The following is a 26,232-nucleotide window of genomic DNA, read 5'->3' on the forward strand; positions in this document are numbered from 1 at the left end:
TGAGTGCCGTCACGGTTGCGCCCGGTGCGCATCTTTCTTCGCGGATCCCACATCGTGCAACACTGGATGGTCGGCCAGCGGCGGGTATGCGACCCGTCCCAGCCGGACGACCAACCGAGGAGAGGACGCTGGCGTGAGCGGTGGACCACTGATCGTGCAGTCGGACAAGACGCTGCTGCTGGAGATCGACCACCCTGACGCGCAGGCCTGCCGGATGGCGATCGCGCCGTTCGCCGAGCTGGAGCGCTCCCCCGAGCACGTGCACACCTATCGGCTGACCCCGCTGGGCCTGTGGAACGCCCGGGCGGCGGGTCACGACGCGGAGGGTGTGGTCGACTCGCTGCTCAAGTACTCGCGCTACCCGGTGCCGCACGCGCTGCTCGTCGACGTGGCCGAGACGATGGACCGGTACGGCCGGCTCCAGCTCGCCAACGACCCGGCGCACGGGTTGGTGCTGCGCGCACTGGACCGGCTGGTGCTGATCGAGGTGGCGAAGAGCAAGAAACTCGCCGGGATGCTCGGCGACAAGATCGACGACGACACGATCCGGGTGCACCCGTCCGAGCGCGGCCGACTCAAGCAGGCCCTGCTCAAGCTGGGCTGGCCGGCGGAGGATCTGGCCGGCTACGTGGACGGTGAGGCGCACCCGATCGAGCTGGCCGAGGCCGGCAAGGACGGGCGCAAGCCGTGGACGCTGCGGTCGTACCAGCGGGAGGCCGTCGAGGCGTTCTGGGCCGGCGGGTCGGGTGTGGTGGTGCTGCCCTGTGGCGCCGGCAAGACCCTGGTCGGCGCGGCGGCGATGGCCGAGGCGAAGGCGACCACGCTGATCCTGGTCACCAACACCGTCGCGGGCCGGCAGTGGAAGCGGGAGCTGATCGCCCGTACGTCGCTGACCGAGGAGGAGATCGGGGAATACTCCGGCGAGCGCAAGGAGATCCGCCCGGTCACCATCGCCACGTACCAGGTGCTCACCTCGCGGCGTGGCGGCGCGTTCACCCACCTGGACCTGTTCGGGGCCCGCGACTGGGGCCTGGTCGTCTACGACGAGGTGCACCTGCTGCCCGCGCCGATCTTCCGGTTCACCGCGGACCTCCAGGCCCGCCGCCGGCTGGGCCTCACCGCGACACTGGTACGCGAGGACGGCCGCGAGGGTGACGTGTTCAGCCTGATCGGCCCGAAGCGCTACGACGCGCCGTGGAAGGACATCGAGTCGCAGGGCTGGATCGCCCCGGCCGAGTGCACCGAGGTCCGGGTGACCCTGACCGACGCGGAGCGAATGTCATACGCGACGGCGGAGGCCGAGGAGCGCTACCGGATGGCGGCGACCGCCCGCACGAAGCTGCCGGTGGTTCGCGCGCTGGTGCAGCGGCACCCCGAGGATCAGGTGTTGGTGATCGGCGCGTACATCGACCAGCTACACCAACTCGGCGAATATCTGGACGCGCCGATCATCCAGGGCTCGACCACCAACAAGGAGCGGGAGCGGCTGTTCGACGCGTTCCGGTCCGGCTCGTTGCGGACCCTCGTCATCTCCAAGGTGGGCAACTTCTCGATCGACCTGCCCGAGGCGGCGGTGGCGATCCAGGTGTCCGGGACGTTCGGGTCACGCCAGGAGGAGGCGCAGCGGCTCGGTCGGGTGCTCCGCCCGAAGGCGGACGGCCGGCAGGCGCACTTCTACACGGTGGTCTCCCGGGACACGATCGACACCGAGTACGCGGCACACCGGCAGCGCTTCCTCGCCGAGCAGGGGTACGCGTACACGATCGTCGACGCCGACGACGTCCTCGGCCCGCCCCTCCCGACCGTCGACTGACCCGCCCGCTCGGCGCCGTGGTGCGCTCGGCGCCGTGACGCCTTGATCGACTCGGATTCCTGAAAACCGGGGCGTCCCGAGCGCCCCGACACCCCGCCTTCCTGAAACCCGAGTTGACCAAGGCGCGAGCCGACCCAAGAGCCGCACACCTTCCCTGATGTTGCTGCCTCCGCGCGCCAGGAGGCAGCAACATCCCTGTAGTTGCGCGGATCAAGGAGAGCGACGCTCACCCGAGGCCGACAGGTGACGCTCTGCGCAGGCGAGTTCGTCGGCGCTCGTCCGGGCCCGCTCGATCAGCCGGCGGACGGACGCGGTGCGCCCCTGGACGACGCCGGTGGCGGCGGCCGGCCGCCTCGCGGCCCGCTCGATCAGTCGGCGGACGGACGCGGTGCGCCCTGCCGATCGACCCCCTCGCGCCGTGCGGACGACGAGTCGGTCAGCCCTGACGTCAGCGGGAGAAGCGGTCCACCAGCACCGCTAGTCGCCGGTCGTGGTCGGCGCGGCGGAGTCGACCGCTGCGCATCAGCGTGACCAGCCCGTGCAGGCCGCTCCAGAACGTCTCGGTGACCGCCTCCAGGTCGTCGTCACCGGCGATGGGACGTACCGCGTCGGCCAGCTCGGCGAAGCCCCGGGCGAGGTCGGTCGGGACGTCCTGGCTGGCGAACGGCAGGTCCACGGCGAGGGTGAACATCGCGTCGTAGAGGGCAGGCCGCCGTTCGGCGAAGGCGGTGTACGCCGCGGCGACGTCGGCGACGGCCTGCCGGGGGTCGGCGGCCGAGGTTCGGGCCGCGGCCAGGGCGGTGGCCAGCTCGTCGAAGCCCTCGACGGCGACCGCCGCCATGATGGCGTCCTTGCCCTTGAAGTGGCTGTAGAGGACGGGCTGGCTGTATTCGATCTCGGCAGCGAGCCGCCGGGTGGTGACGGCGTCCCAGCCCTCGGCCAGGGCCAGGTCCCGGGCGGCGGCGACGATGGCCCGTTCCCGTTCCGCCCGCTCGCGCTCCCGGCGCGTCTGAGTCGACATGACAAAACCCTAGCACCGCTAGCAAATCTGCCACCGATCCGCTAGCGTCGCTCCTATATCTAGCAACGCTAGGAACTGGAGCGGACTATGTTGTCACCCCTCGCCTACGGGCTCGCCGTCGTGCTCAGCCTCTTCGTCGTCTTCATCGGTGCGCGGTTCCTGCTGGTGCCGCAGGCCGCAGCCGCCGGGTACGGCGTACCGGCCCGGCCGGACGGCGATCCGGCCTACCTGACGGTCAAAGGGCTGAAGGATCTCACCTTCGGGCTGATCGGCCTCGCCCTGATCGCCTTCACTTCGGCCGACGCGGTCGCGTGGTTCATGCTGATCGTCGCGCTCGTCCCGCTGGGCGACACCCTCATCGTGCTCCGCAACGGCGGAACGAAGGCCGTGGCCTTCGGCATCCACTTCGCGACCGCCACAGTGGTCCTCCTGGACGCAGCCCTGCTGTTCGCCCTCTAACGCCCCCGCCACCCCCACCCGGTGATCATGAGGTTTGCGTCATCAACGGGCCGATCGGTGACGCAAACCTCATGATCACCGGGCCGGGGGGGCCGGGGTGGGGGGCCGGGGTGGGGGGTGGATCGGTCAGGGGGTGGGGGGTGGGCAGCGGTCGGGGAGGGTGACCTCGCCGGGGTGGAGGTCGAAGGTGTCCATCGTGAACCACTCGTCCAGCTCGGGGTCGAAGAGGTTCTGCAGGCCGAACTGCAAGACCTGCCACCACCGGGTCGAGTCCCGCTGGTCGACGTAGATGTCACCGAGCGCCAGCGGGAACCGGAAGAACTCCCCCGGCACGGTCGAGCCGCCGACGACCCCGACCCGCCAGTGGTCGACGTGCCGGTCCTTCTCCCCCTGGAGGATCTCCGGCCCGACGTAGCGGGCGGTCTTCAGCTTGTCGTTGAAGATCTGCCGATTGAAGAACCCCGGCACCTTGCTGCACGGGCGCGGCGGGAACAGCGGGATGTTCGGCCATTTGTAGGTGAGCGTGTAGAGGGTGTTCTCGTAGATCAGGTTCGTGAACCAGATCGGGTGCTCCGGGCCGCCGGCGATCATCTGGCTGTTGCCGTCGCGGCCCTGCCAGGTGAACGGCACGTCGATGCCGAGGTCGCGCACGACGTACCGGCCGGTGCCCCGGAAGTCCGCCGGCAGCAGCGGCGGGCGCGGCTCGCGCGGCACGGGCACGGTAGGGACGTCGGCCTGGGCCGCGCGGGGCAGGGGCGCGGCGGCCGGGCCGGGCGCGACCACACCGAGGGCGAACAGCCCGCCGGCCACGACCGACAACAGCATCCGATGTGTACGCCTCGACGCCATCGCCCCTCCGCCACAGTGCACAAGGGCGGGCGCTCCGACGGCGGGCCTGCCTCCGGCGAAGCGTATGAGCAGGCCAAGCGGGGCGACGGCGGATCGCAGGGACTCCCTCGGAAGGGTGAGACAGCTGATCGACTCGGCTTTCCGGAAGTCGCGGTGTCCGAGGCGCGTGGATACCCCGGCTTCACGGAGACCGAGTTGATCAATCCGAGGAGCGCGCCGGCCCGGGACCAGCGATCGGTCCCGGGCCGGCGTCCACGCGGACCTGACTACTTGATCAGCTTCCAGGGACCGGACTTGTCACCGGGCTCCTGGCCGCGGGTCCACCACTTCGCCTCGTAGACGTGACCCTTGAAGGAAACCCGGTCTCCGGCGTTGTAGACCTTGGTGAGCGTCCAGGCCGCCGGGCTGTTGTCCGGCGGCGTGGGGGCGATCTCCTCCCAGGAGCCGTTGCGGTCGCCCGGCTTCTGGTTGCGGGTGTACCACTGCGCCCGCCACTTCCTGCCGTCGTACATGGCGTAGTCGCCCGAGTTGAAGACCCGCGACGCGGTCCAGATCGCCGTGCCGTCCTCGGTCATGGCGATTTCCTGCCACGCGCCGTTGGGGTCGGCACCCGGCTTCTGGTTCTTCGTGTACCAGGAGGCCCGGAAGACCCGGCCCTCGTAGGTGACCCGGTCCCCGTCGTTGTAGACGGTCGACGAACTCCACTGCGCCGGCAGGATCACCGTCAGGGTGGTGGTGGCCTGCACCGCCGTCAGGTGGTCGTCGCCCGCGTACGACGCGGTCAGCGTGTGCTGGCCGCCTGCGAGGCCCACCGGGAGGGTGAACGTCGCGACGCCGTTGGTCACCGTGGTCGAGCCGCGGACGGTCGTACCCTCGCGCAACTCCACCGCACCGGTGACCGGCGTGCTGCCGGCCGTGACCCGCACGGTCACCGTCGCCGCGGTGCCCCAGTCGGTCGGGGCGGTGGTGACGGTCATCGTCGGGACCCGCTTGGCGGTCGTGAACACCGCCGGCTGGGCCACCGCCTCGCCGCCGTCGGCGCTCCTGGCGGAGACGATCCAGCCGTACGAGATGCCGGGCAGGAGCTTGTCCCAGGTTGCCGTGGCGACACCGTTCGAGGTGACCTCGTCGGTGCCGATCGTGCCGGACGGCACGTACGCGGCCAGCGAGTCGGTGCTGAACGAGGTTTTGCGGGTGGTGAGGTCCACCGGCAGGGTCAGGTTGTCCTCCGAGCCGTTGTAGCGCGGCTTGGGCTGGCTGCCGTCCTGGCGGATGTCGTACTCGGTCGCGCCGAAGTTCTTCAGGAACGGCGAGTACGTGTCGATGTGCATCTCGGCCCGGTCCACGTCGAACTGGAGCAGTCGCAGGAAGCTCGCCCCGAACTGAAGCCTGTCGGTGGCCTTGTGGTCCGGCTTGCCGTCACCGTTGACGTCGATGGTGCCGTCGGCCGCGACCTGTTTCGGCCACAGCTCGGCGGCGGTGACCGTGTAGAACTGGTAATCCGCCAGCAGCTCGACGACGTCGTGGCTGACCGTGACGCCGATCTTCGACTTCAGGTTGGTGCCGACCCCGTGCTCGTGGCCGGCGAGGACCAGGAACACGTTCGGGTTGGTCTCGACGACCTGCTTGAACAGCGGCGAGCCGTCCGGCGCGGAGAAGTCCGCCCCACGGCCGTCCGGGTTGGCCGACGGCTTCAGGTAGTCGTGGGAGAGCAGGATCCCGTTGCGGTCCCGGTACCGCTTGAAGATCGAGTCGGCCCACTTGGCCTCGGCCGGCGTCACACCGTACGACAGGCCGACCGCGACGAAGTCCAGACCACCGGCGGAGAAGAGCAGGTAGTTGTTCTGGTTGTCCTTGCCCGGCGTGACGGACCCGTCGGCCTTGGTCACCTCGTCCCACGCGTGGTATTCGGTGCCCTTCGGCCAGGACTTCGCCGTCCCGTAGTACCGGTCGGCACTGAAGGTCCGGCTGAACCGGGACGTGGGGCCCGTCTCGGCACCCAACTGGTCGTCGTGGTTACCCGCGATCACCTGGTTGACCACGCCGTTGTCGTCGAGGATCTTCTGGAAACCCGAGGCGGTGGCCAGTTCCTTCTCCACCTGCTCGTGCAGGCCGGGCCGCTTCAGTGTGCCGTCCGGGTTCTTGGCGAGTGGGTCGTAGTAGTCGTTCTCGATGACGTCGCCGGTGTGCGCGGCGTACGCGATCTTGCGGCTGTCGGCGTTGTCGGCGATCCACTGCATCTGGTCGCGGTACGCGGCCGACCAGATCGCCTGCTCCTCGGCCGTCTCGACGTCGGAGGGCTCGGCGTTGCCGTCGAAGTCGTCGTACGTTCCGCCGGCCGCACCCTCGGTGACGTACTGGGTGTCGGTGAAGTGCGCCAGCGAGAAGTCGTACGACGCCGGGTCCTCGAAGCGGTCCTTGTCGTTCTGCGCCGACTCGTCGTGCGGGGACAGGTCGTCGGCGAACGGGTCCTCGCCGGTGACCAGCACGTGCACCACAGCGCCGTCGCGGTAGCCGGCCTCGACCTGCGCGGTCAGGACGGTGTCCTGCCCGGCCTGACCACGTGAGCTGGTCAGCACGACCCACTTCCCGGTGGCCGGGTTCCAGGCCCGCAGCGCCACGATCCGCGCCGGGTCGATGGTGCCCGACCAGCGCAGCGTCGGCTCCTGCTTGGTCGCGCCCAGCGGCAGGTCGTACCGCTGGAAGATCACCCCACGGCTGGACGGGGTGTCGATCGTCGCGCCGTCGAGCGGGCGCAGCGAGGCGACGTCCACGCTCTTGTCGTGCTGGACGTCGAGCGTGGTCGGCACGTCGGCCGCCTCGCCCTGGTAACCACCCGTCGGCAGGACCACGTCGGCCTTGGTGAAGGTGGCGGTCAGCCCGACACCCTCGGCACCCGGGATCCGGGCGGAGAGTTCCGCCGAGAGCGGGTCGGTGCCCTTGACCGTCGAGTTCAGCTCGGTCGGGACGTCCGGGATGCTGGCGCTGCTGAACCGCACCTCGCGGGTGGCCGTGTTGCCGAGCGCGTCGGTCGCCGTCAGCGCGATGGTGTGCGCACCGGCCGGTAGGCCGTGGCCGATCTGGTCACCCTGCCTGACGGGCGCGCCGTCCAGCGTGATGACCGGCGTACCGGCGACGCCGGAGGCGTCCTTGACCTTGACGTTGAGCGCGACTGTCGAGGTCAGCCGCTGCCCGGCAGCCGGGACACTGCTCTCGATCTCCGGTGCGGTGTTGTCGGTGGTGAAGCGCCGCGTCGAGGTCTTGTCCCCGACGACCGCCCTGATGGTGTGGGCACCGTCCGCGACAGTCGTCGTGTCCACGTCCGCGCGCTTGCCCAGCGCCGGCAGCGCCGCGCCGTCCGGAGCGGTCACGTCGAACAGGACCATCTTGGTCAGCACCGCGTTGTAGCTGCTGCCACAGGTGCCGTCGCCGAGGTACGTGGTCACCTGCGAACCGGGCGGGTAGGTCCCCGAACCGATCGTGACGGTCGTCTGCGCGATCGAGCGGGTCAGCTGGGTAGCCTTCGCACCTGTCGGCAGCAGCTCGAAGTCCCGCAGGGTGAAGTCGTCGTAGTTGTCGCAGCCGCCCGGCTTGGCACTGCCATGGTCGTTGCCGGCGACGAACTCGACGGCGTTGACACCGGGCACCAGCCACTCGTTCGGGAAGGTCAGGTCGGCGACCTCCTTCTCCCACATCCCGATCTCCAGCGGGATGCCGTTGACCAGCACCCTGTTGTCGTACCCGTTGTCGCTGCCGTTGCCGCCGACGAACACCTTCAGGTGCGCGTCGCCCCCGCTACCGAGGGTGTCGACGGTACGCGTCGTCGGGGCGTCCGCGATGGTGAAGTGGAACTCCGCGTCTCTGTTGGCGGCACACGTCCCGTCGCCCAGCGCCAGCGCGGCGGCGGTCGTCTCCGCCTTCGTCACGGTCGTGCCGCTCGTGGTGACGAGGTACGTGGTGCCGGCCGTCACCGTGCCCGCGGTGCTCAGCGCGAGGCTCGTCGCCTCCCGGGTGAGGGTGAAGTCATCATGGTTGGCGCAGGTCGCACCGTTGAGAGTGCCGTTGTAGTCGCCGGTCCGCACCTCGACGACGTTGTCGCCGAGGTGCAGGAACCGGGTCGGAAACGCCAGCCTGACGTCCTCCGCTCCGGTGGCGCCGTAGTCGCCGCCGAGATCGACCCGGTGGCCGTTGACCAGCGCGTAGTTCTGGTAGCGGGCCTCGACGGAGTTGCCGGCCTCGACCCGGAGGCCGAGGGTGGCGGTGCCGGTGGCCAACGCCTCCGCGTTCTCGGCGGGCTTGTCGTCGATGGCCAGCGACTCGACGTGGTCCCTGCCGCCGGTGGGCAGCGCGGCGATGACCGGACGCGTGCCACGGATACGGGCACCGTCACCGGGGGTGACGACCGCCGCGCCGGCCGGCGAGTTGTTGACGTCGACAGTCACGGACGTCTTCGCGCCCGATTGGGTGGTCGCGCTGACCGTGTGCGTACCGTTTGTCAGCTTCGTGGTGTCCAGGTCGGTACGCAGGCCGGACGTGCTGCCCGGCTCGCCGGAGATGACGAAGGTCAGGGCCTGGTTGAGCAGCTTCGTGGAGCTGCCGCAGGTGCCGTCGCCGAAGCTGTAGCTGAACAGGTTCTGCTCGCCGTCGGCGACCACGCCGAGCAGGCTGAGACTGATGCTGCTCAACGCGTAGTCGTCGTAGTTGGGGCAGCGGCCACCCTCACCGTTCGGCAACTCCTCGTAGCCGACGGCGGTCTTCGTGGTCGTGTCGACCCAGTTCGCTCCGGCCTGGACGGTGACGGTGTTCGTGCCGGCCTGCAACCAGTCGCCGGGAAAGTCGAGGGTGCCGACCTGACCACCCGGGATGTCCGGGAGGTAGACCCGGTCGGCCTCGGCGGTGTGACCGTTGACGGTGATGTAATTGCGGTAGCGGGCCTCGGTGCCGTTGCCGCCCATCTCGAAGGCGAAGTGGGCGGTGCCGGCGGTCTTGTCGGCGCCGATCCGGTCACCGTCGACGGCGAGGGTGGTCACCGAGTCGTTCTCGGTGACCGGCTCGACGACGACGGGGACCCTACCCTCGATGTTCTGCCCGTCGTGCAGGCTGATCAGCGGCGCGTTACCGCTGGTCGGGACCGTCTCTGCTCCGGCGGGGGTGGGGCCGAGGGTCGTCGCCGGTCCGGCAATGAGCAGGAGCGCCACCGCGGACAGAAGTCCGCGTGTTCGCTTCCTACGCGCACGTGGTGCGTGCGTCATGGCGAGGTTTCTCCTTTGTTGGGTGCGAGGAACCGCCCACGCCGAGCACCGGAATGCCGACCGCGGCGGGCAAGGGAGGCCAGAGCGGGTGGCCGGTCTCAGGACGACGGTCGGGAGGGGGCGACCCGCCGGCGACGTACCAGGCGTCGCAGCAGCGAGACGACGCCCGCGACGAGCAGCAGGGGGCCGACGCTCCTGGCGACCTTCCAGGCGGTGGCGGGGCCGTGGTCGGCCGCGCTCGCCACACTCGCCGCGCTCGTGGCGGACGCGCCGCCGAGCACCCAGTCGTGGGAGTACGCGTCGGGGCCGTACACCTGGCGTTTGCCCTGCGGCCCGGTCGCCACCGTGCGGTACGCGGGGTCGAGGTCGCTCAGCATCCGGATCTCGATGCGGGCGACGCCGACCGGAGCCGGGCAGGTGTAGTCGACGTCCACACCGGACGCGGCTGGATCGCTGGCCTTGCCGAGGGTGCCGGCGCACGCGTGACCGTCGCTGCTGAGCGTGATCTGCCGGAGCAGATAGGTCGCGAACTGCGCCGACGACGCGAGCACGGTCCCGTCCGAGTCCCGGGTGTCGACAGCCCCGTCGAGCAGGACGCGGTCCTGCGGCAACAGGCCGAGGTGGACGCCGAGCAGGGTCAGCTCGTCGACGCCGCCCGCCTTCCACGTCAGGCGCACCACCTCGGGACGGATCGCGTCCGCCGCGATGGTCACGGTCTGCGGATAGCCGTACGGGTGGGCGTTCGCGGGTACCGCCGTGGCGAGCAGGGTGAGGGTGAACGCCACCGATATCACGACGCGGCGGGGCCACCGTGCGGTTGAGGGCATGCCAGCGCTCCGGTCTACAGATGCTGTGGCACGCCGGTGGGCGCAGCCGTTCAGTGACCCTGCCGGCCGTCGGCGAACTCGCCAGGCGAGCTTGATGAGAAACGAGCGCAGCGGGGATGAACAGTTAGTTGATCAACTGAACTCTCCTCAGGCGGCGCTGAGCTTCCGTAGGACGTACTGGTTGAGGCTCATGCCATCCTCGGCGGCGTGGATGGCCAGCTCGCGGTGCAGGCTCTCGCCGACGCGCAGGTTGAACTTGCCCGAGTAGCTGCGCTCGGCGAACGGCTGCGGCACCGCCTCGCCCTGCTCCTCCATGTCCGTGATCACTTCACGCAGTAGATCCTGGAGACTTTGCAGAGCCTCGATCTGTGAAGGTGCCAGCCAGGAGAGGGACGGGAACTCAGCGCAGGTGGCGACGAACTCGCGGTCCTGGACCGACCACGTAACGCGGTAGGTGTAGTGGGACACGTCAGGACGGGGATCGGTCTGCATCACATGGCCTCCTTCTTGTCGATCGCCTTGAGCAATTGCCGTACCTGGTACGCCTTGGCCTTCCCGTGGTCGTTCTGGATGTTGACGCGTGGGTCGCCCGGCCAGGGCATCTTGAACAGCGCGTGGGAGGTGCCGGCCTGCCGCGTCCCCAACCTCTCTGGGCAGAACAACTAGGGCTGGCGGGGTGTCAGCGGCGGGTGGACTCGGCGACGAAGACGCCGCGCCCTGGGCGGCCGACCAGCACGCCCTGCTTCCGCAGCCTCGCCACCGCCCGGCTGATCGTCGACTGCGAGACGTCGTACGCATCCGCCAACGCCCGCCCAGAAGGAAGCTGCGACCCAGGCGGGTACGTCCCGTCCTTGATCTTTTCCGAGAGCGCGTCGAGCAGTTCGTCCATCGTGGGCGGGATAGGCACGTGGGGCCCCTTGCAGTCGGTTGGCCCAGCCAGTATTGATCAGCCGTTTCGACGCAGGCAACACATGTAGCACGAGTGACATAAGTGGGTAGCTGACTCGGAGACACGTTTGACATAGGTGACTCAGTAGCAATACCGTCACCCTCGGTGATGCGGTGCTGCTGCGGTCGGTTGGCGCCTCTCGTACCGGTCTCGCATCGCCGCCGAGACTCCACCCTCCGCGCTCCCCCGGCGCGGCCCTGCCGCCGTACGCCGATGAAGGCTGCGGTCGCAGGGTGGGGCGGTCTCCGCCGCCCGCAACCGGCGGCGCCGCTGGGCGACCGGGTGACCAGGGTCAGCGACTCAGGACCGTCTCCCGCTCCATGTGTGACAGCTTCGCGGGATTGCGCACGGCGTAGATCCCGGTGACGAGGCCGTCGTCGATGCGCAGGGCCACGACGGTGTCCAGCTCGCCGTCGAGGTGGACGATCAGTGCCGGGTGGCCGTTGACCTGCGCTGGCCGCAGCGAGGTGACGCCCGGGACCTTGCTCCACCCGCCGGCCAGCAGGCGGGCCACCTTGTCGGCGCCGAGGACGGGCCGCGGGACGGCCTGTTTGACGCCGCCGCCGTCGCCGAGGAGGACGACGTCCGGCGCGAGGATGTCGAGCAGGCTCTGGAGGTCGCCGGTTTCGATGGCCCGCTGAAACGCGTCAAGCGCGCTCCGGGTCTCGGCCGAGGACACGACCTGGCGGGGTCGGCGCGCGGCGACGTGCGCGCGGGCACGGTGGGTGATCTGGCGGACGGCGGCGGGGCTCTTCTCGACCGCTTCGGCGATCTCGTCGTACCCCAGGTCGAACACCTCGCGCAGCACGAACACGGCGCGTTCGGTCGGCGCGAGGGTTTCCAGCACCAGCAGCATGGCCATCGAGACGCTGTCGGCCAGCGCAATGTCCTCGGCCACGTCGGGGGCGGTGAGCAGCGGCTCGGGCAGCCAGGAGCCGACGTAGGACTCCTTGCGGCGGCCGAGCGTCCGCAGCCGGATGAGTGACTGCCGGGTGGTGATGCGGACCAGGTAGGCACGCTGGTCGTGGACCGTGCCCAGGTCGACGCCCGCCCATCGCAGCCAGGTTTCCTGGAGTACGTCCTCCGCGTCGGCGGCCGAGCCGAGCATTTCGTACGCGACGGTGAAGAGCAGGTTGCGGTGGGCGAGGAACGCCTCGGTGGCCCGGTCCGGGCTGTCGTCGGCGGCGGTCTGCGGCGTGCCCACCATGGGTGACTCCTGTTCGCTATCGACTGCGTCGCCCATCAGATGCCGGACCCGGTCAATCTGTGACACCTGCGGCCTGTGGCGGTCGTCACCCCGGCCGCGCCGTCACAGATCGGGGATGGCCGGCATCTCATGGTCGTCCGATCGAACGATGCGAGTGAAGGACGGAACCATGGACGCCCGATTCAACATGTTCGACAACGAGACCGCGATGAAGTTCTTCAAGCGGTTCGCGAACGCCGGCCAGGTGATCCAGCGGTCGTCGCTGCCGCAGTCCACGCAGGAGCTGGTGTCGCTGCGGGCCAGCCAGATCAACGGCTGCGGCTGGTGCATCGACATGCACACCAAGGAGGCGGTGGCGGCCGGTGAGAGCGCGGTCCGGCTGAACCTGGTGGCCGCCTGGCGTGAGGCCACCGTCTTCACCGAGGCCGAGCAGGCCGCGCTGGCGCTCGCCGAGGAGGGCACCCGGCTCGCCGACGCCCACCAGGGGGTGTCCGACGAGACCTGGGCTCAGGTGCGCAAGCACTACGACGACGACCAGATCGCCGCGCTGGTCGCCCTGGTCGCCCTGATCAACGCGGCCAACCGGCTCGCCGTGATCGTGCACCAGCGGGGCGGTTCGTACGAGCCGGGCATGTTCGCTGCCGCGTTCGACTGAACGGGAGGCGTGCCCGGTCCGGGATCATCCGACCCTGGACCGGGCACGCCGACCATCAGCGGAGGCGATGTGGGGGCCGACGCTGCGCTGGTCGCGACCCGCCAGCCCCCGACAACGCCTGCGTCAGCCGGCGCGGAAGGCCACCCAGGCGTCGCTCATCCGGTCCGCCTGGCCCGCGGTGAACATGTTCATGCAGGAGTCCTGCGTGTAGTCCATGAAGTTGTGGATCGGGTCCAGCCCCGGCGCGGTGCAGGTGTCCGCGCCTACCGGGCAGTCGAACTGCGGTGCCGCCTCGCGCGGGGTGTCCGCGACGAAGTCGCCGGACGCGGAGCAGCCGTGCGCGAAGGTGTGCTCCAGCATCAGCCAGTGTCCGACCTCGTGCGTCAACGTGTCACCGAGGGCGTACTTGCCGGCCGTGCCGCCCGGCATCGACTCGTCGAGCATCACCACCCCGTCGATGTAGTCGCGGCCGTTGTTGTAGCCCTTCGGGAAGTACGCCCAGCCGAGCAGGCCGCCGCCGATGTTGGCCGCGTACACGTTCAGCGTGCGGGAGTCGCCGGTGTAGAGGGCCTTCTTCATGTCGCGCTCGTTCTTGCCCGGCTCGACCGTGTACCAGGCGCTGTTCACCGTGAACGTGGTGTCGACGAGCGAGAACCGGAACGGGGTGTCCGAGGCGTCGCCCGCCGTACGGCCGGCGTACGAGTCGTTGAGCACCGTCATCTGGGCCGCGATCAGGGTGTTCCACCTGGTCGTCTCGGCGGCGGTGAGGGGGTGGTCGGAGACCATGTGGAAGACCGTCGGGATGGTGACGCTGCCGTTGGGCAGGCGCGGCGCGTCCTTGATCACGCCGTAGGCGTTGGCCTCGTTCTTCGAGTACAGCTCCGGCTCCTGCGCGGTGGCGCCCTGGGCGACCCGGGCGGCGCTGTGCGCGTCGGCGCCCGGTTCGCAGGCCGTCACACCCGGGGAGGCGGTCGCGGGGGCGGCCGTGGCGAGTGCCCCGGAGGCGCCGCCGGAGGCCAGGAACGTCGCGGCGGTGGCGGTGAGGACCGCCAGTCGGAAGGTCGATCTCCTGTGCATCGGTGCACCTTTCGGTGAGGGAGCGGTGCGCGGTCGATGACGTCGTTGTTCGGGTATGAGAACACGCCGACGGCATCGACAAAAGACCCTCTGAGCAGGGCAGATGCCGATGTAACGAAACAGGTTCGACAGGCGCTGTTTGGCTGGTCCGGTGTCTTCAGAGGACCCGGGTCACCCGCTCGGCGGCGACGATCGTGTCCCGTCGGGCCGGGTCGAGGTTGGCGCTGATCACCACTGACGCACCGGCCGAGAGCGGCGCGAGCAGCCACTTCAGGGGCTCCTCGTGCTCGGCGGCGTCGACAAGCAGTCGATCGCCGGCACGCAGGCCCAGCATCGTCGCGTACTCCCGGGCGATCGCACCCCACTGGCCGTAGGTGGTGCCGTCCGCGGTGGCCGGGTCCGACGGGTGGATGGCGGTGTGGTCGGGCGTGACGTCGGGGTGGCGGAGCACCTCGGCGGACCAGTCCAACCAGCCCAGCGGCACGTCGGCCAACCGCCCCGGGCCGGTGCCGACGAGATAGCGGTGCGGGGCGTCCGGCACGTCCTCCAGCCAGTCGTCCTGCCGCTCGGGAGTCACGAGGACCGCGTCGAACGGCCGGTCACCGCCCGGTTCGAGCACCGGCAGGCCCGCCGTGGCGCGCGGCCGGAACGACACCGCCAGGCCGCATGCCCACGCGCCCAACAACACCGCGGCGGTACGCCAGTGCGGCGGCAGCAGCACCGCTACGCGGCTGCCGGGGCCGAGCCGGCAGCCGTCCCGCAGCAGGCTCGCGCTGCGCGCCGCCCACTGGCCGACCTGTTGAGCGGTCAGGTCGACACGCTCGCCGGTCGCCTCGTCGCGGTAACTGAGCAGGGGCTGCTCGGCCTCGACGGGCCGGGCCGCCAGGTCGGCCGTGACGGTTGGCTGCATCTCCACACTCCCCGGGTCGACGTCGGCACCACAGTACTCAACGACTTTGGTCGCGCCGGTCGTCGCCGGATGGCCGTATCGGGTGGCCGGCCGACCGGCGCACGGTGCAGGTGACCCCCGAAACACCGAGGAGCGCCCGTGCCCACCGGCCCCGACCCCGCCGACGGCCCCGCCACCACCGACCGGCCTGGCGCCACTGACCGGCCTGGCGCCACTGACCGGCCTGGCGCCACTGACCGGCCTGGCGCCGCTGGCCGGCTGCCGCTGCGTCGGCGGCTCCTGCCGGTGATCGCGTTGCTGCTGCTCGCGCCGTGGGCGGCCGAGTGCTCGTGGGGTGGCTTCGCCATCGACGACTTCCTCCCGGTGCTGATCTTCCTGGGCCCGATGTACGGCGGCGCGGCGCTCCTGATCCGGGAGACCGCCCGGCACCTCGGCGCGGGTTGGCCGACGATCGTGCTGCTCGCCGCCGCGTTCGGCGTACTCCAGGCCGGGCTGGTCGACCAGTCGTTGTTCAACGGCGACTTCCTCGACGACACCCAGTACGCCGACACCCGGGCCGCCGCCGAGGCGACGCTGGTGCCGGGGCTCGACTTCAGCCTCCGGCAGGCGTTCGACTACGTGGGCAACCACATCGTGCTGACGATCTGCGCGCCGATCGTGCTCATCGAGTCGTTCCTCGGGCCGGAACGGCGGCTGCGGCCATGGCTGGGCCGGCCCGGTCTCGCCGTGGTGGGCGTGCTCTACCTGCTCGGCAGCCTGTTGATCTTCTCCGACAGCAACGGCCGGAAGGGCTTTCTGGCCAGCTCGCTCCAACTGGCCTTCGCCGCCGTGGTGGTCCTCGCCCTGGTCGCTGTCGCGGTGCTGCCCCGCTGGCGGCACCCTCGTCCGCGCCGGGCCCGTCGGGCACCGCACCCGCTCTGGGTCGGTCTGCCCGTCGTCCTCGTCCGCCTCGGCTCCGACCTGACGCCCGGCTGGTCGGGGATGATCGTCGCGCTCTCGCTCGCCGCCGTAGCCGGAGGGCTTGTCGCGTACTGGTCGTCCCAGAACGGCTGGGGGCAGCGGCACGTGCTTGTTGCAGGCACCGCGGGGCTGGTCATGGCCGCCGCGTTCGCGTACCTGGTGCCGCCGTACTCCCCGGCGAGCCCGGCGGCGGCCCTGGCCGGCGACATCGCGGTCACCGTCGTCACGGTCGCCCTGATCGTGGGTGCCTGGTGGCGGCTGCGCGGTGCCTCGCCGACTGTCCACGAGGTCTTCGGCCGCAACTGACCCACCGCCCGTTCCACCTCGGCCGGCGTCCGCCTCTCGCGGTGGGCGTCGGCCGATCACATCCGGCGACCCCGGTGCTGGCCACCGCCCGCCCAGAACCTTTGCTCTGCTTACCTATATGCGACAGGCACTCCCCGTGAGGACAGTTTCCACCCCTCGACCGGGCGGCCGTCATGAGGTCCCAGCTCAACAGGGTGGTGCAGATAGGTAAGCAGAGCAAAGGTGGGTGCGCGGCCTGCGCGGCCCGCCGATGCCCGTAACACTCTGTTGCGGGTGCCGCCCCCGCCCATCCGGGGAATCCATCGTCAACCGGCAGTCAGCGGGCGGGCAGTTCCGGGCCGCCGTCGAGCAGGGGGGCGAGCAGGTCGTCGTACTCCTCGACCCGGGCCAGGACCTCGGCGGCGGTGAACTGGCGGACGGCCGGTCTCCGGCCGCGGGCGCCGGCCTCGACCTCGTCCCAGGTCAGCGGCGTCGACACCGACGGCACCGACTGGGCCCGCAGCGAGTACGGGGCCACGGTGGTCTTCGCCGCGTTGTTCTGACTCCAGTCGATGAAGACCTTGCCGGGGCGCAGGTTCTTCGCCATCTTCGACACGATCAGCTTCGGGTGCTCCTTCTCCAACTCCTGGGCGATCCGCCGGGCGTACGCGGAGACGTCATCGGAGGACTGGGTGCCGGCGATCGGGCAGCAGAGCTGCATGCCCTTCTTGCCGGACGTCTTCGGGTACGACTCGATGCCGTCGTCGGCGAGCCGGTCGCGCATCAGCACCGCCACCGGGCAGCACTCGGCCAGCCCGGCCGGCGGCCCCGGGTCCAGGTCGACGACCATCATGTCCGGGTGTTCGCCGACCTTCCACTGCGGCGTGTGCAGCTCCAACGCGGCCAGGTTGGCCAGCCAGACCAGGGTGGGCAGGTCGTCGGCGACCACGTAGTCGATGGTCTCCCGGCCCTTCGTCGACCCGGGCGCGGGCAGATTTTCGACGCGCACCCAGTCCGGGGTCGCGGCCGGCGTGTTCTTCTCGAAGAACGACTTGTCGTCGACTCCGTTGGGAAAGCGGATACGGGTCACCGGCCGGTCGCGCAGGTGCGGCAGCAGCACCGGCGAGATGCGGGTGTAGTAGTCGATGACCTCGCCCTTGGTGAAGCCGGCCGCCGGGTAGAGCACCTTGTCCAGGTTGGAAAGCTCCAGCGGGCGACCCTCGACGTCCACCCGTAGCCGTTCAGCCGGCATCGTCGACCTCCTCCGGAGGTTTGTCCGGGCGCAACCGCAGCACCCGGGGGAAACGCAGCCGGCCGTCCGGGGTGCGCTGGCCGTACTTCACCTCCACCACCACCCGGGGTTCTACCCAGATGGCGTTCCGGGCATCCTCGCGCGGCACACCCGGCGCGAACGGGGACACGCCGGAGCGCAGCGGCTCCAGCTCGGCGAGGAGTTGCCGTTCGAGGGCCGCGCCGATCCCGCCGCCGACCCGCCCCCGGTAGATCAGCCGGCCGTCCGGGCCGGGCACGCCAACCAGCAGCCCGCCGATCCGGCGCGCGCCTGGTCGCCAGCCGCCGATGACGAAGTCGCCGGTCACCTCCAGCTTGACCTTCACCCAGTCCGGCGAGCGCACCCCCGGGCGGTAGACGGCACCGACCCGCTTGGCCATCACCCCCTCCAGGCCGTGCTCGCCGGCCGCCTCGTAGGTGGCCGGGCCGTCGGAGAAGACCGGTGGCACCGCCCAGCGGAGGCCACCGAGGGCGAGGGCGTCCAGGGCCTCCCGCCTGCGCTCGTACGGCCAGCCGGTCAGGTCGTCGCCGTTCAGGCGGAGCACGTCGAAGATCATGTACGTCACCGGCAGGATCGCCGCCAACCGGGCCGCCCTGTTCCGGTCCCGCACGTGCATCCGCTCGGCCAGCGCGGTGAACGACGGCTGCCCACCCTCGCCGAGCAACACCACCTCGCCGTCGAGCAGCGCGTCGTCGACCTGCTCGGGCAGCGTGGCCAGCTCGGGGTACGCGGCGGTGATCTCCACGCCAGAGCGGGCATACAGGTGCTGGTCGCCACCGGAGATGTCGGCGAGCGCGCGGACCCCGTCCCACTTGAACTCGTACGCCCAGCCGGCACCCGCCGGGAGCGGCCCGGTCATCGCGAGCATCGGCTTGAGCGGCGCGCCGGGCACGACCCGACTGTAGTAGCAGGCCGAACACCTCGCGTCCGGTTCTTCCGGATGCGAGCATGGTCGATACCGGGGAAGGGAGCGCAGGATGCGTGCCATCTGGAAGGGAGCCGTGTCGTTCGGGCTCGTCTCGATCGGGGTGAAGCTCTACTCCGCGACCGAGGAGAAGGACATCCGGTTCCACCAGGTGCACCGTGAGGACGGCGGCCGGATCCGCTACAAGCGCACCTGCTCGGTCTGCGGCGAGGAGGTCACCTACGACGACATCGCCAAGGGCTACGACATCGGCGGCGGCGAGATGGTGATCCTCACCGACGAGGACTTCGCCGACCTGCCGCTGACCAGCTCCCGCGCGATCGACGTGCTGGAGTTCGTCCCGGCCGAGCAGGTCGACCCGATCCTCTACAACAAGGCGTATTTCCTCGAACCGGAGGGCACGGCCACCAAGCCGTACGTGCTGCTGCGCGACGCGCTCATCGACTCGGAGCGGGTGGCCATCGTCAAGGTGGCGTTGCGCCAGCGGGAGCAGCTCGCCACGCTGCGGGTCCGCGAGGGTGTGCTGCTGCTCAACACCATGCTCTGGCCGGACGAGATCCGTACCCCGGATTTTGGTTTCCTCGACGAGGACCTCAAGGTGCGCCCGCCGGAGTTGGCGATGGCCAGTTCCCTGATCGACTCGATGACCGGCGAGTTCGAGCCGGACGTGTTCACCGACGACTACCGGGCCGCGTTGCAGGAGGTCATCGACGCCAAGGTGGAGGGTCGGGAGGTCGTCCAGCCGGAGGAGGCCGAGGAGGCCCCGGCCGCGGCGGTGGACCTGATGGCCGCGTTGAAGGCCTCGGTGGAGCGGGCCAAGGCGTCCCGCGGCGAGCAACCCACCCGTGGTGGGGGTGGCGGCGAGCCGACACCCATCTCGTCGGCCCGGTCGGCGCAGAAGGCGGCGGAGAAGAAGGCGGCCAAGGCCCCCGCGAAGAAGACCGCGGCGAAGAAGACCGCCGAGAAGAAGGCCGCCGAGCCGGCGAAGAAGACCGCCGCCAAGAAGACCCCCGCGAAGAAGGCGGAGCCGGCGAAGAAGACGGCCGCCCGCAAGACCGCACCCCGCAAGAGCGCCTGACCGGGTACGGCAGCGACGGCGGTGTCCGCCCGGTTGGGTACGCTCCGCCGGCCGCTGGCCACCGGAGGAGCCCTCATGCCGTACACCCCTGACCTGGACCGGTTGTTGACGTCCGGTGCCCGTTTCACCGACCAGCACGGCGCGTACCTGATCGAGGCCCACCCGGTGGGTGACGTCGTGCTCCCGACCGGCCAGGTGGTCGGGTGTGACCCGCTGGTCTGCCCGGAGGCCGAGCCGTTCACGGTGACCGTGCCGCCGGGGCGGTACGCCGCCCGCGCCTGGGTGGCCGTGGTGCTCCGGGAGGACGCCGAGGTGGACCGGCGGGTGGCCGCCCTGGAGTTGGTCGTCTCCGCCGAGCCGACCACCCACTGGGAGTTGGCCGTCGCGGGCGACCAGGACGTCGCCACGCTGGGCGCGGACGACTACTTCGGGTACGGGGTGGACGCCGGTGCCGGCACCCTCGCCGACCCGACCGCGCTCGCCGCCCTGGAAGGCTGGGACGAGGACCGGATCGAAGAGGTCTTCAACCCCGTCGAGCTGCCGATGTCGCCGGTGCGAGGTCTGATCACCGCGGTCCTCGACGAGGCCAGCGGTGCCAACATCGTCACCGTGGCCACCGGTTGGGGCGACGGCTGCTACGGCACCTGGATCGGCCGTGCCGCCGACGGCCGGGTCACCTCGTTCGTGACCGACTTCATGGTCGTCCCGGAATAACCGACCGGGAACAGACCGGAACCGACGCGCTGGGCGATCCGTGACGTCCGCGGCGGGCACGGTGGGCCGTGGTGCGGGTACCGTGTGCGTCGGCTTTCCCCCCGGCACCGGGTGCCGGCCACACTTCGCAGCAGGGAGTCGACGACGTGAGCGAGCGGACGCAGCAGACGGGCCCGGAGCAGAGCCCGGCAACCAAGTCGGGGCGCCGGCTGGCCGCCCAGTTGGCGGCGAAGAAGGCGGCCGACCGGAGGCGCAAGCGCAACGCGGTGATCAGCAGCCTCGCCGCCGTCGCCGTGGCCGCGGTGCTGATCGGCGTCTTCGTGACGATCGGCGGAGGCGACGACAAGCCCGAGAACCAGGCCGACGCGACCCCGTCCGCGACCGTCCCGGCCCCCGACGAGCCCGCCGCGCCCCCCGCCCCGCAGCTGCCCGCGGACGCCGATCCGGCGCTGAAGACCAAGCCGACGGTGAAGCCGGGCACGGGCGAGCTCAAGAAGCTCGCGGTCACCCCGCTGATCAAGGGGACCGGCCCGGCCGTCAAGAAGGGCCAGAACATCACCACCAACTACGTGGGGGTGTTCTACAAGGACGGCAAGGAGTTCGACTCCTCCTGGACGTCCGGGCAGCCGGCGACCTTCCCGATCGGCGTCGGCCAGGTCATCCCCGGCTGGGACCAGGGCCTGGTCGGCGTGACCGTGGGCAGCCGGGTGCAGCTCGACATCCCGGGCGAGCTGGCGTACGGCAACGATGCCGCCAAAGCCGGTGGACGGCCGACCGGCCCGCTGCGCTTCGTGGTGGACGTGATCGCCGCCCAGTGACCTGCCCGGATCGCCCCGGTTGTCGCCGGGGTGCGATGGAGTTGTTCACATGGGGCTTCCGGCCCGTCACCCAGCGGCAGTAGGTTCGGCGTCACCCCGGGCGGTTCGCCGTCCGGGGTGAGACCCGGGACTCCGACGCGGAGGTGCAGATGACGGCGCTGGACGAGCCTGGGCGGACCGCCCGGTCGATGTGGGCGTACTTCGAGCCGGTGCACGCGGTCACCTACCTGCACCCCCGGGCCCGTGCCGCGTACGAGGCGGTGGGGCTGCGCGGCTACTGGCGTGGTTACTTCGCCGGTCGGGCCGCGCCGCTGGGCGCCACCGAGGCGGCCCCGGTGATCGCCGCCTTCTTCAACTTCGCGCCGCAGATGGTGACCCGGGCGCTGCCGGCGGTGTGGCGGTTGGCCACCCCGCCGGAGGCGCTGCGCGCCCGACTGACAGGTGCCGTGCAGGCGCTCGCCGAGCTGACCTACGAGCTGCCGGAGTCGCACCTGGCAGAGGCCGCCGACCTGCTGGAACGGGCCGCCTCGGCGGCGCAGACCGCCGGCCGGGTGCTCGGCGCGGCCAACGCGGCGCTTCCGGTCGGGGAATATCCGCTGGCGCGGCTCTGGCAGGCCGCCACCACGCTGCGCGAGCACCGGGGCGACGGGCACGTGGCCGCGCTGGTGGCCGCCGGGTTGGACCCGGTGGAGACGCTGACCTGGCGGGTCGCGTTGGACGGCTCGCCGCCGCAGTACCTGCTCGGCCGGGGCTGGTCCGAGGAGCAGTGGCAGGCCGCCCGCGAGCGACTGACGCGGCAGGGCTGGCTGACCGGCGACGGTGCGCCCACCGAGCAGGGCCGGGCCGAGTTCCAGGCCGTGGAGGACGCCACCGACCGGGCTGCCGCGCACCCGTGGCAGGCGCTCGGCGCCCCCGACACGGACCGGCTCCGGGAGCTGCTGGAGCCGATCGCCCGGTCCGGCCACACCCTGCTGCCCGAGAGCAGCCCGCTCGGCCTGCCCGCGCTGCCCGGCTGACCCGGCGCCCATCGATCAGGCAGGATGGGCCCGTGACGGATGCGGTGGTCTTCGACCTGGACGGCGTGATCGTGGATTCCGAACCGGTGTGGGAGGAGGTCCGCCGGGCGTACGTGGCGGCGCACGGCGGGACGTGGCAGCCGGACACGCAGCGACGGCTGATGGGGATGAGCACCGGCGAGTGGGCCCACTACCTCAGCGGCGAGCTGGGCGTGGGGCGCACCGCCGAGCAGGTCGCCGTCGAGGTCGTCGAGGAGATGACCCGACGCTACCGGGCACACGTACCCCTGATCGACGGTGCCGACCAGGTCGTCCGCCGGCTGGCCGCGCGGTGGCCGCTGGGGTTGGCCAGTTCGTCGCCGACCCGGCTGATCGAGGCGGCGCTGGCCGCCACCGGCCTGACCGACGCGTTCGGCGCGACCCTCTCCACCGAGCAGACCGAGCGGGGCAAGCCCGCACCCGACGTCTACCTGAGCGTCGCCGAGCGCCTCGGCGTCGATCCGGCCCGCTGTGTGGCGGTGGAGGATTCGTCGAACGGGGTGCGGTCGGCCGCCGCGGCGGGGATGCGGGTGGTGGCGGTGCCACACGGTTCGTATCCGCTCGACCCGGACGCCGCCCGGCTCGCCGTGGTGACGCTGGGGTCGATCGGTGAGCTGACCCCGGAGCTGGTCGACAGCCTGGGTTGACGCCAGCCGAGGGGGGTACAGACCACGCATGAGAGCCATCGTGTACGAGCACACCGGCGACCCTTCGGTGCTGAAACTGGTCGACCGGCCGGTGCCGACACCCGGGGCGGGTGAGGTTCTGGTGCGGATGGCGGTGTCGGGGGTCAACCCGACCGACTGGAAGTCCCGTCGGTCCTCCGCGCCGCAGGGGTGGCAGATTCCCGGGCAGGACGGCGCGGGCGTGGTGGAGGCGGTTGGCGAGGGCGTCGATCCGGACCTGATCGGTGAGCGCGTCTGGATCTGGGAGGCCGCCTGGCAGCGGCCGTGGGGCACGGCGGCGGAATACACGCTGGTGCCGGTGCGACAGGCGGTCCGCCTCGGTGACGCCTCGTTCGAGGTGGGGGCCGCACTGGGCATCCCGTTCCTCACCGCGCACCGCTGCCTGACCGCCGGCGAGTTCATGCCGGACACGCTGCGCGCCGGCGCGTTGGCCGACCACACCGTGCTGGTGCAGGGCGGGGCGGGTGCGGTCGGCAATGCGGCGATCCAGCTCGCCCGCTGGGCCGACGCCACGGTGGTCGCCACGGTGAGCAGCGCCGAGAAGGCCCAGCTCGCGGCCGCGGCCGGTGCTTCGTACGTGGTGAACTACCGTGAGCAGGACGTGGTCGAGGAGGTCCGCAAGATCGCCCCCGACGGGGTCCACACGATCGTGGAGGTCGCTCCGGCGACGAACGCGGCGACGGACGTGCAGGTGCTGCGGCACGGCGGCGCGGTCTGCATGTACGCCGACGACGGCGGCGACGAGGTGGCCATCCCGATCCGGGCGATGATGGTGCCGAACGCGCGGTGGCAGTTCGTGCTCGTCTACACCGAGCCGAAGGCGGCCAAGGCGCAGGGCGTCAAGGACGTGGCGGCGGCGGCCACCCAGGGCGGCATCCGGGTCGGGGTCGATGCCGGCCTGCCGCTGCACCACTACTCCCTGGCCGAGACGGCCGCGGCGCACCAGGCGGTGGAGGACTCGGCGGTGGGCAAGGTGCTCGTCACCACCAGCGACGCCTGATCGGGTCGTCGACCACCTGATTTCCCCATCATCAGGACAGAAGCGAATAAGTTTCGCAACAATGGCTGTGCGGGTCGCCCCGCGTGGAACGGGCGGCCCCGGCGCGGTGCGAACGCCGGGGCCGCCCCTGCGGAGGAATGTCCAGCGGCACTCCACCGCCAGCGGCGACAGTGCCGGGGAAGACGTTACGGCGCTGCCAACTCCCGGACGGTCAGCTCGCCCTCGGCGTACCGCGAACGGACGACCTTCTTGTCGAACTTGCCCACGCTCGTCTTCGGCACCGTGTCGATGAACGCCCAGCGTTCCGGCAACTGCCAGCGCGCCACCGAGCCGGCCAGGAAGTCGCGCAGCTCCTCGGCCGTCACCGAGGCACCCTCCCGGAGCACCACGGTGGCCAGCGGTCGCTCGTCCCACCGCTCGTCCGGCACACCCACCACGCACGCCTCCAGCACCGCCGGGTGGCCCATCAGCGCGTTCTCCAGCTCCACCGACGAGATCCACTCACCGCCGGACTTGATCACGTCCTTGGCGCGGTCGGTCAACGTGATGTACCCGTCCGGCGAGAGGGTGCCCACGTCACCGGTGCGCAGCCAGCCGTCCCGGAACTTCTCCTCGTCCGGGGTGTCGTCGCCGACGTACCGGGCGGTCACCCACGGCCCCCGGACCTCCAACTCGCCCACGGCCTCGCCGTCGGCGGGCAACTGCTCGCCGGACGGGCCGACGATCCGCGCCCGCACGCCCGCCGGCACCCGCCCCTGCGTGTAGCGGTAGCGCCACGCCTGCTCGCCTGTCGCACCGGCGGGCGGACGTGAGACCGACCCCAGTGGGGACATCTCGGTCATGCCCCAGGCGTGGATCACGTCGATACCGTGCCGCTCGTCGAACGCGTGCATCAGTGCCGGCGGGCAGGCCGAGCCGCCGACGATCACCTCGGTGAGCGAGGACGTGTCCACGTCGTGGCTGTCCAGGTAGGCCAGCAGATCGGTCCAGATGGTCGGCACCGCCCCGGCCAGGGTGGGCCGCTCGGCGGCGATCATCTCGGCGATCGGCGCGGCCTGGAGGAACCGGTCCGGCATGATCAGCGACGCGCCGGAGAGGAAGGCCGCATACGGCAGGCCCCACGACATGGCGTGGAACATCGGCACGATGGCCAACTCCCGGTCGGTCGGCCCGAGACCGAAGCCCTCCGGCATGCAGACCTGCAACGAGTGCAGGTAGATGGACCGGTGCGAGTAGGCCACACCCTTCGGGTTGCCCGTGGTGCCCGAGGTGTAGCAGAGCGCGGCAGCGTCGTGCTCGTCCACCTCGGGCCAGTCGTACGTGTCCGGCCGGTCGGCGAGCAGCGCGTCCCAGTGGTGCACCGTGATCCGGTCGCCGGCAGCCGCCACCAGCGACGCCGGGTCACCACCACCGACCACCACCACGTGCCGCACCGTGGTCAACTCACCGATCACCCGGGCCAGCAGCGGGATGAGCGTGCTGTCGACGAGCACCACCCGGTCCTCGGCGTGGTTGGCGATGTAGACGACCTGGTCGGGAAAGAGTCGGATGTTGAGCGTGTGCAGCACCGCACCCATGCTCGGCACCGCGAAGTAGGCGACCAGGTGCTCGTTGTTGTTCCACATGAAGGTGGCGACCCGCTCGTCGCCGGTCACCCCACACACGTCGCGCAGCGCGTGGGCCAGCCGGGCGGCGGTGCGGCCCACCTCGGCGTACGTCATCCGTCGGGGCTCGGCGCCCGTCCAGGTGACCACCTCGGCAGTGCCGTGCACTCCTGAGCCGTGCTCAAGGATCCGGGAGACCTGGAGAGGGGCATCCATCATCGTGCTACGCATGGGTAACAAGCTAGTGTCGGCGGTCACACGTTGGGAACCCCCGTAAATTGTCGCAGGTGAGCATCTCCTGGGCCGACTCGTACGTTGGGCAGTTGCGCGCGCTCGCCGGGGACCGGACGCTGATGTTCGTCGGTGCCCGTGCCGTGGTCAGCGACAACACCGGACGCATCCTGCTGATAAAGCGCTCGGACAATGGCCAGTGGGCCATGCCGGCCGGGGCGATGGAGTTGGGCGAGTCGATCGCCGACTGCGCGGTCCGCGAGGTCCGCGAGGAGACCGGGCTGCGGGCGCTGCGGGTCTGCGCGTTCGCCCTCTACACCGGCCCGGACCGGACGAGCACCAACATGTACGGGCACACGTACCAGGTCTTCACGACGGCGTTCAAGGTGGAGGAGTGGGACGGGCAACTGGCCCGGGTCACCGACGAGACCACCGACGCCGGCTTCTTCCCCCGCGACCGGTTCCCCGCCCCGCTCTCCGCCTCGGTCACCGAGACCCTTGCCGACCTGGACGTCTTCGAGCAGACCAACCGGCTCATCCTGAAGTAGGGCGGCCCCCGGGGCCAC

Annotated in this window: 24 protein-coding genes; 11 read left to right on the forward strand and 13 right to left on the reverse strand. The window is 70.8% G+C overall.

Annotation, left to right across the window (positions count from 1 at the left end):
- Window positions 1–133 precede the first annotated feature (133 nt).
- Complete coding sequence (locus tag ACGFIW_RS08865; RefSeq protein ID WP_393312150.1) at window positions 134–1,813, forward strand: DNA repair helicase XPB; 1,680 nt, start codon at window positions 134–136, stop codon at window positions 1,811–1,813.
- 448 nt (window positions 1,814–2,261) lie between these two features.
- On the opposite strand, the gene ACGFIW_RS08870 is transcribed toward ACGFIW_RS08865, so the two are convergent.
- Window positions 2,262–2,834, reverse strand: coding sequence for a TetR/AcrR family transcriptional regulator (locus ACGFIW_RS08870; protein WP_393312152.1), 573 nt, complete (start codon window positions 2,832–2,834; stop codon window positions 2,262–2,264).
- A gap of 87 nt (window positions 2,835–2,921) precedes the next feature.
- Between ACGFIW_RS08870 and ACGFIW_RS08875 the strand changes: the two genes are divergently transcribed.
- Window positions 2,922–3,293, forward strand: coding sequence for a DUF4267 domain-containing protein (locus ACGFIW_RS08875; protein ID WP_393312153.1), 372 nt, complete (start codon window positions 2,922–2,924; stop codon window positions 3,291–3,293).
- 126 nt (window positions 3,294–3,419) lie between these two features.
- Here the strand turns inward: ACGFIW_RS08875 and ACGFIW_RS08880 are convergent, their stop codons facing one another.
- From ACGFIW_RS08880 to ACGFIW_RS08910, 7 genes are all read right to left on the reverse strand, one after another.
- Window positions 3,420–4,142 carry a hypothetical protein gene (locus tag ACGFIW_RS08880; RefSeq protein WP_393312154.1) on the reverse strand — a complete coding sequence of 241 codons (723 nt, stop codon included), beginning with the start codon at window positions 4,140–4,142 and terminating at the stop codon, window positions 3,420–3,422.
- 266 nt (window positions 4,143–4,408) lie between these two features.
- Window positions 4,409–9,340 (reverse strand): carbohydrate-binding protein, encoded by a 4,932-nt coding sequence (locus ACGFIW_RS08885; protein WP_393312156.1) that lies wholly within the window; start codon window positions 9,338–9,340, stop codon window positions 4,409–4,411.
- Window positions 9,341–9,492: 152 nt separating this feature from the next.
- A complete protein-coding gene (locus ACGFIW_RS08890) occupies window positions 9,493–10,221 on the reverse strand; it encodes a hypothetical protein (protein ID WP_393312158.1) in 729 nt (242 codons plus the stop codon).
- A gap of 147 nt (window positions 10,222–10,368) precedes the next feature.
- Window positions 10,369–10,713, reverse strand: a complete 345-nt coding sequence (locus tag ACGFIW_RS08895) for a type II toxin-antitoxin system HicB family antitoxin (RefSeq protein WP_393312160.1) — start codon at window positions 10,711–10,713, stop codon at window positions 10,369–10,371.
- Window positions 10,713–10,865: a hypothetical protein gene (locus tag ACGFIW_RS08900; protein WP_393312162.1), complete on the reverse strand. Its 153-nt coding sequence runs from the start codon at window positions 10,863–10,865 to the stop codon at window positions 10,713–10,715. The genes ACGFIW_RS08895 and ACGFIW_RS08900 overlap by 1 nt, the downstream gene beginning before the upstream one ends.
- Before the next feature lie 35 nt (window positions 10,866–10,900).
- Entirely contained in the window at window positions 10,901–11,110 is a 210-nt protein-coding gene (locus tag ACGFIW_RS08905; protein WP_393312770.1) for a winged helix-turn-helix domain-containing protein, read from the reverse strand.
- Window positions 11,111–11,462: 352 nt separating this feature from the next.
- Window positions 11,463–12,377 (reverse strand): RNA polymerase sigma-70 factor, encoded by a 915-nt coding sequence (locus tag ACGFIW_RS08910; protein WP_393312164.1) that lies wholly within the window; start codon window positions 12,375–12,377, stop codon window positions 11,463–11,465.
- A gap of 169 nt (window positions 12,378–12,546) precedes the next feature.
- On the opposite strand from ACGFIW_RS08910, the gene ACGFIW_RS08915 reads away from it, so the two are divergent.
- A complete protein-coding gene (locus ACGFIW_RS08915; RefSeq protein WP_387260042.1) occupies window positions 12,547–13,032 on the forward strand; it encodes a carboxymuconolactone decarboxylase family protein in 486 nt (161 codons plus the stop codon).
- Between the two features lie 123 nt (window positions 13,033–13,155).
- On the opposite strand, the gene ACGFIW_RS08920 is transcribed toward ACGFIW_RS08915, so the two are convergent.
- Together ACGFIW_RS08920 and ACGFIW_RS08925 are read right to left on the reverse strand one after the other, a co-directional pair.
- The gene (locus ACGFIW_RS08920) at window positions 13,156–14,109 is read right to left on the reverse strand and encodes a zinc metalloprotease (protein WP_393312166.1); all 954 of its coding nucleotides are present in this window, start codon (window positions 14,107–14,109) and stop codon (window positions 13,156–13,158) included.
- 157 nt (window positions 14,110–14,266) lie between these two features.
- Complete coding sequence (locus ACGFIW_RS08925; protein WP_393312168.1) at window positions 14,267–15,019, reverse strand: TIGR03089 family protein; 753 nt, start codon at window positions 15,017–15,019, stop codon at window positions 14,267–14,269.
- A gap of 138 nt (window positions 15,020–15,157) precedes the next feature.
- Here ACGFIW_RS08925 and ACGFIW_RS08930 point away from each other — a divergent pair, with 138 nt between their 5' ends.
- Window positions 15,158–16,285, forward strand: coding sequence for a hypothetical protein (locus tag ACGFIW_RS08930; RefSeq protein ID WP_393312170.1), 1,128 nt, complete (start codon window positions 15,158–15,160; stop codon window positions 16,283–16,285).
- 316 nt (window positions 16,286–16,601) lie between these two features.
- Here ACGFIW_RS08930 and ligD (ACGFIW_RS08935) read toward each other — a convergent pair whose 3' ends face one another.
- Both ligD (ACGFIW_RS08935) and ligD (ACGFIW_RS08940) read right to left on the reverse strand, forming a co-directional pair.
- Window positions 16,602–17,516, reverse strand: a complete 915-nt coding sequence (gene ligD / locus ACGFIW_RS08935) for a non-homologous end-joining DNA ligase (RefSeq protein ID WP_393312172.1) — start codon at window positions 17,514–17,516, stop codon at window positions 16,602–16,604.
- Window positions 17,506–18,447 carry a non-homologous end-joining DNA ligase gene (gene ligD / locus ACGFIW_RS08940; RefSeq protein WP_393312174.1) on the reverse strand — a complete coding sequence of 314 codons (942 nt, stop codon included), beginning with the start codon at window positions 18,445–18,447 and terminating at the stop codon, window positions 17,506–17,508. The genes ligD (ACGFIW_RS08935) and ligD (ACGFIW_RS08940) overlap by 11 nt, the downstream gene beginning before the upstream one ends.
- Window positions 18,448–18,532: 85 nt before the next feature.
- On the opposite strand from ligD (ACGFIW_RS08940), the gene ACGFIW_RS08945 reads away from it, so the two are divergent.
- The 6 genes from ACGFIW_RS08945 (at window position 18,533) to ACGFIW_RS08970 (ending at window position 23,831) form a co-directional block, all read left to right on the forward strand.
- The gene (locus ACGFIW_RS08945) at window positions 18,533–19,558 is read left to right on the forward strand and encodes a Ku protein (RefSeq protein WP_393312176.1); all 1,026 of its coding nucleotides are present in this window, start codon (window positions 18,533–18,535) and stop codon (window positions 19,556–19,558) included.
- A gap of 75 nt (window positions 19,559–19,633) precedes the next feature.
- A complete protein-coding gene (locus tag ACGFIW_RS08950; protein ID WP_393312178.1) occupies window positions 19,634–20,272 on the forward strand; it encodes a DUF4241 domain-containing protein in 639 nt (212 codons plus the stop codon).
- Window positions 20,273–20,418: 146 nt separating this feature from the next.
- Window positions 20,419–21,090 carry an FKBP-type peptidyl-prolyl cis-trans isomerase gene (locus tag ACGFIW_RS08955; RefSeq protein ID WP_393312180.1) on the forward strand — a complete coding sequence of 224 codons (672 nt, stop codon included), beginning with the start codon at window positions 20,419–20,421 and terminating at the stop codon, window positions 21,088–21,090.
- 188 nt (window positions 21,091–21,278) lie between these two features.
- Window positions 21,279–22,106, forward strand: a complete 828-nt coding sequence (locus ACGFIW_RS08960) for a hypothetical protein (RefSeq protein WP_393312772.1) — start codon at window positions 21,279–21,281, stop codon at window positions 22,104–22,106.
- A gap of 32 nt (window positions 22,107–22,138) precedes the next feature.
- The gene (locus tag ACGFIW_RS08965) at window positions 22,139–22,792 is read left to right on the forward strand and encodes an HAD family hydrolase (RefSeq protein ID WP_393312182.1); all 654 of its coding nucleotides are present in this window, start codon (window positions 22,139–22,141) and stop codon (window positions 22,790–22,792) included.
- Window positions 22,793–22,820: 28 nt separating this feature from the next.
- On the forward strand, window positions 22,821–23,831 hold the full coding sequence (locus ACGFIW_RS08970) for an NADPH:quinone reductase (RefSeq protein ID WP_393312184.1): 1,011 nt from the start codon (window positions 22,821–22,823) through the stop codon (window positions 23,829–23,831).
- A gap of 185 nt (window positions 23,832–24,016) precedes the next feature.
- Here ACGFIW_RS08970 and ACGFIW_RS08975 read toward each other — a convergent pair whose 3' ends face one another.
- Window positions 24,017–25,666, reverse strand: coding sequence for a fatty acid--CoA ligase (locus ACGFIW_RS08975; protein WP_393312186.1), 1,650 nt, complete (start codon window positions 25,664–25,666; stop codon window positions 24,017–24,019).
- 56 nt (window positions 25,667–25,722) lie between these two features.
- On the opposite strand from ACGFIW_RS08975, the gene ACGFIW_RS08980 reads away from it, so the two are divergent.
- A complete protein-coding gene (locus ACGFIW_RS08980) occupies window positions 25,723–26,214 on the forward strand; it encodes an NUDIX domain-containing protein (protein WP_393312188.1) in 492 nt (163 codons plus the stop codon).
- Window positions 26,215–26,232 lie beyond the last annotated feature (18 nt).

The organism is Micromonospora sp. NPDC048935, assembly GCF_043197875.1.
Classification (GTDB): Bacteria; Actinomycetota; Actinomycetes; order Mycobacteriales; family Micromonosporaceae; genus Micromonospora.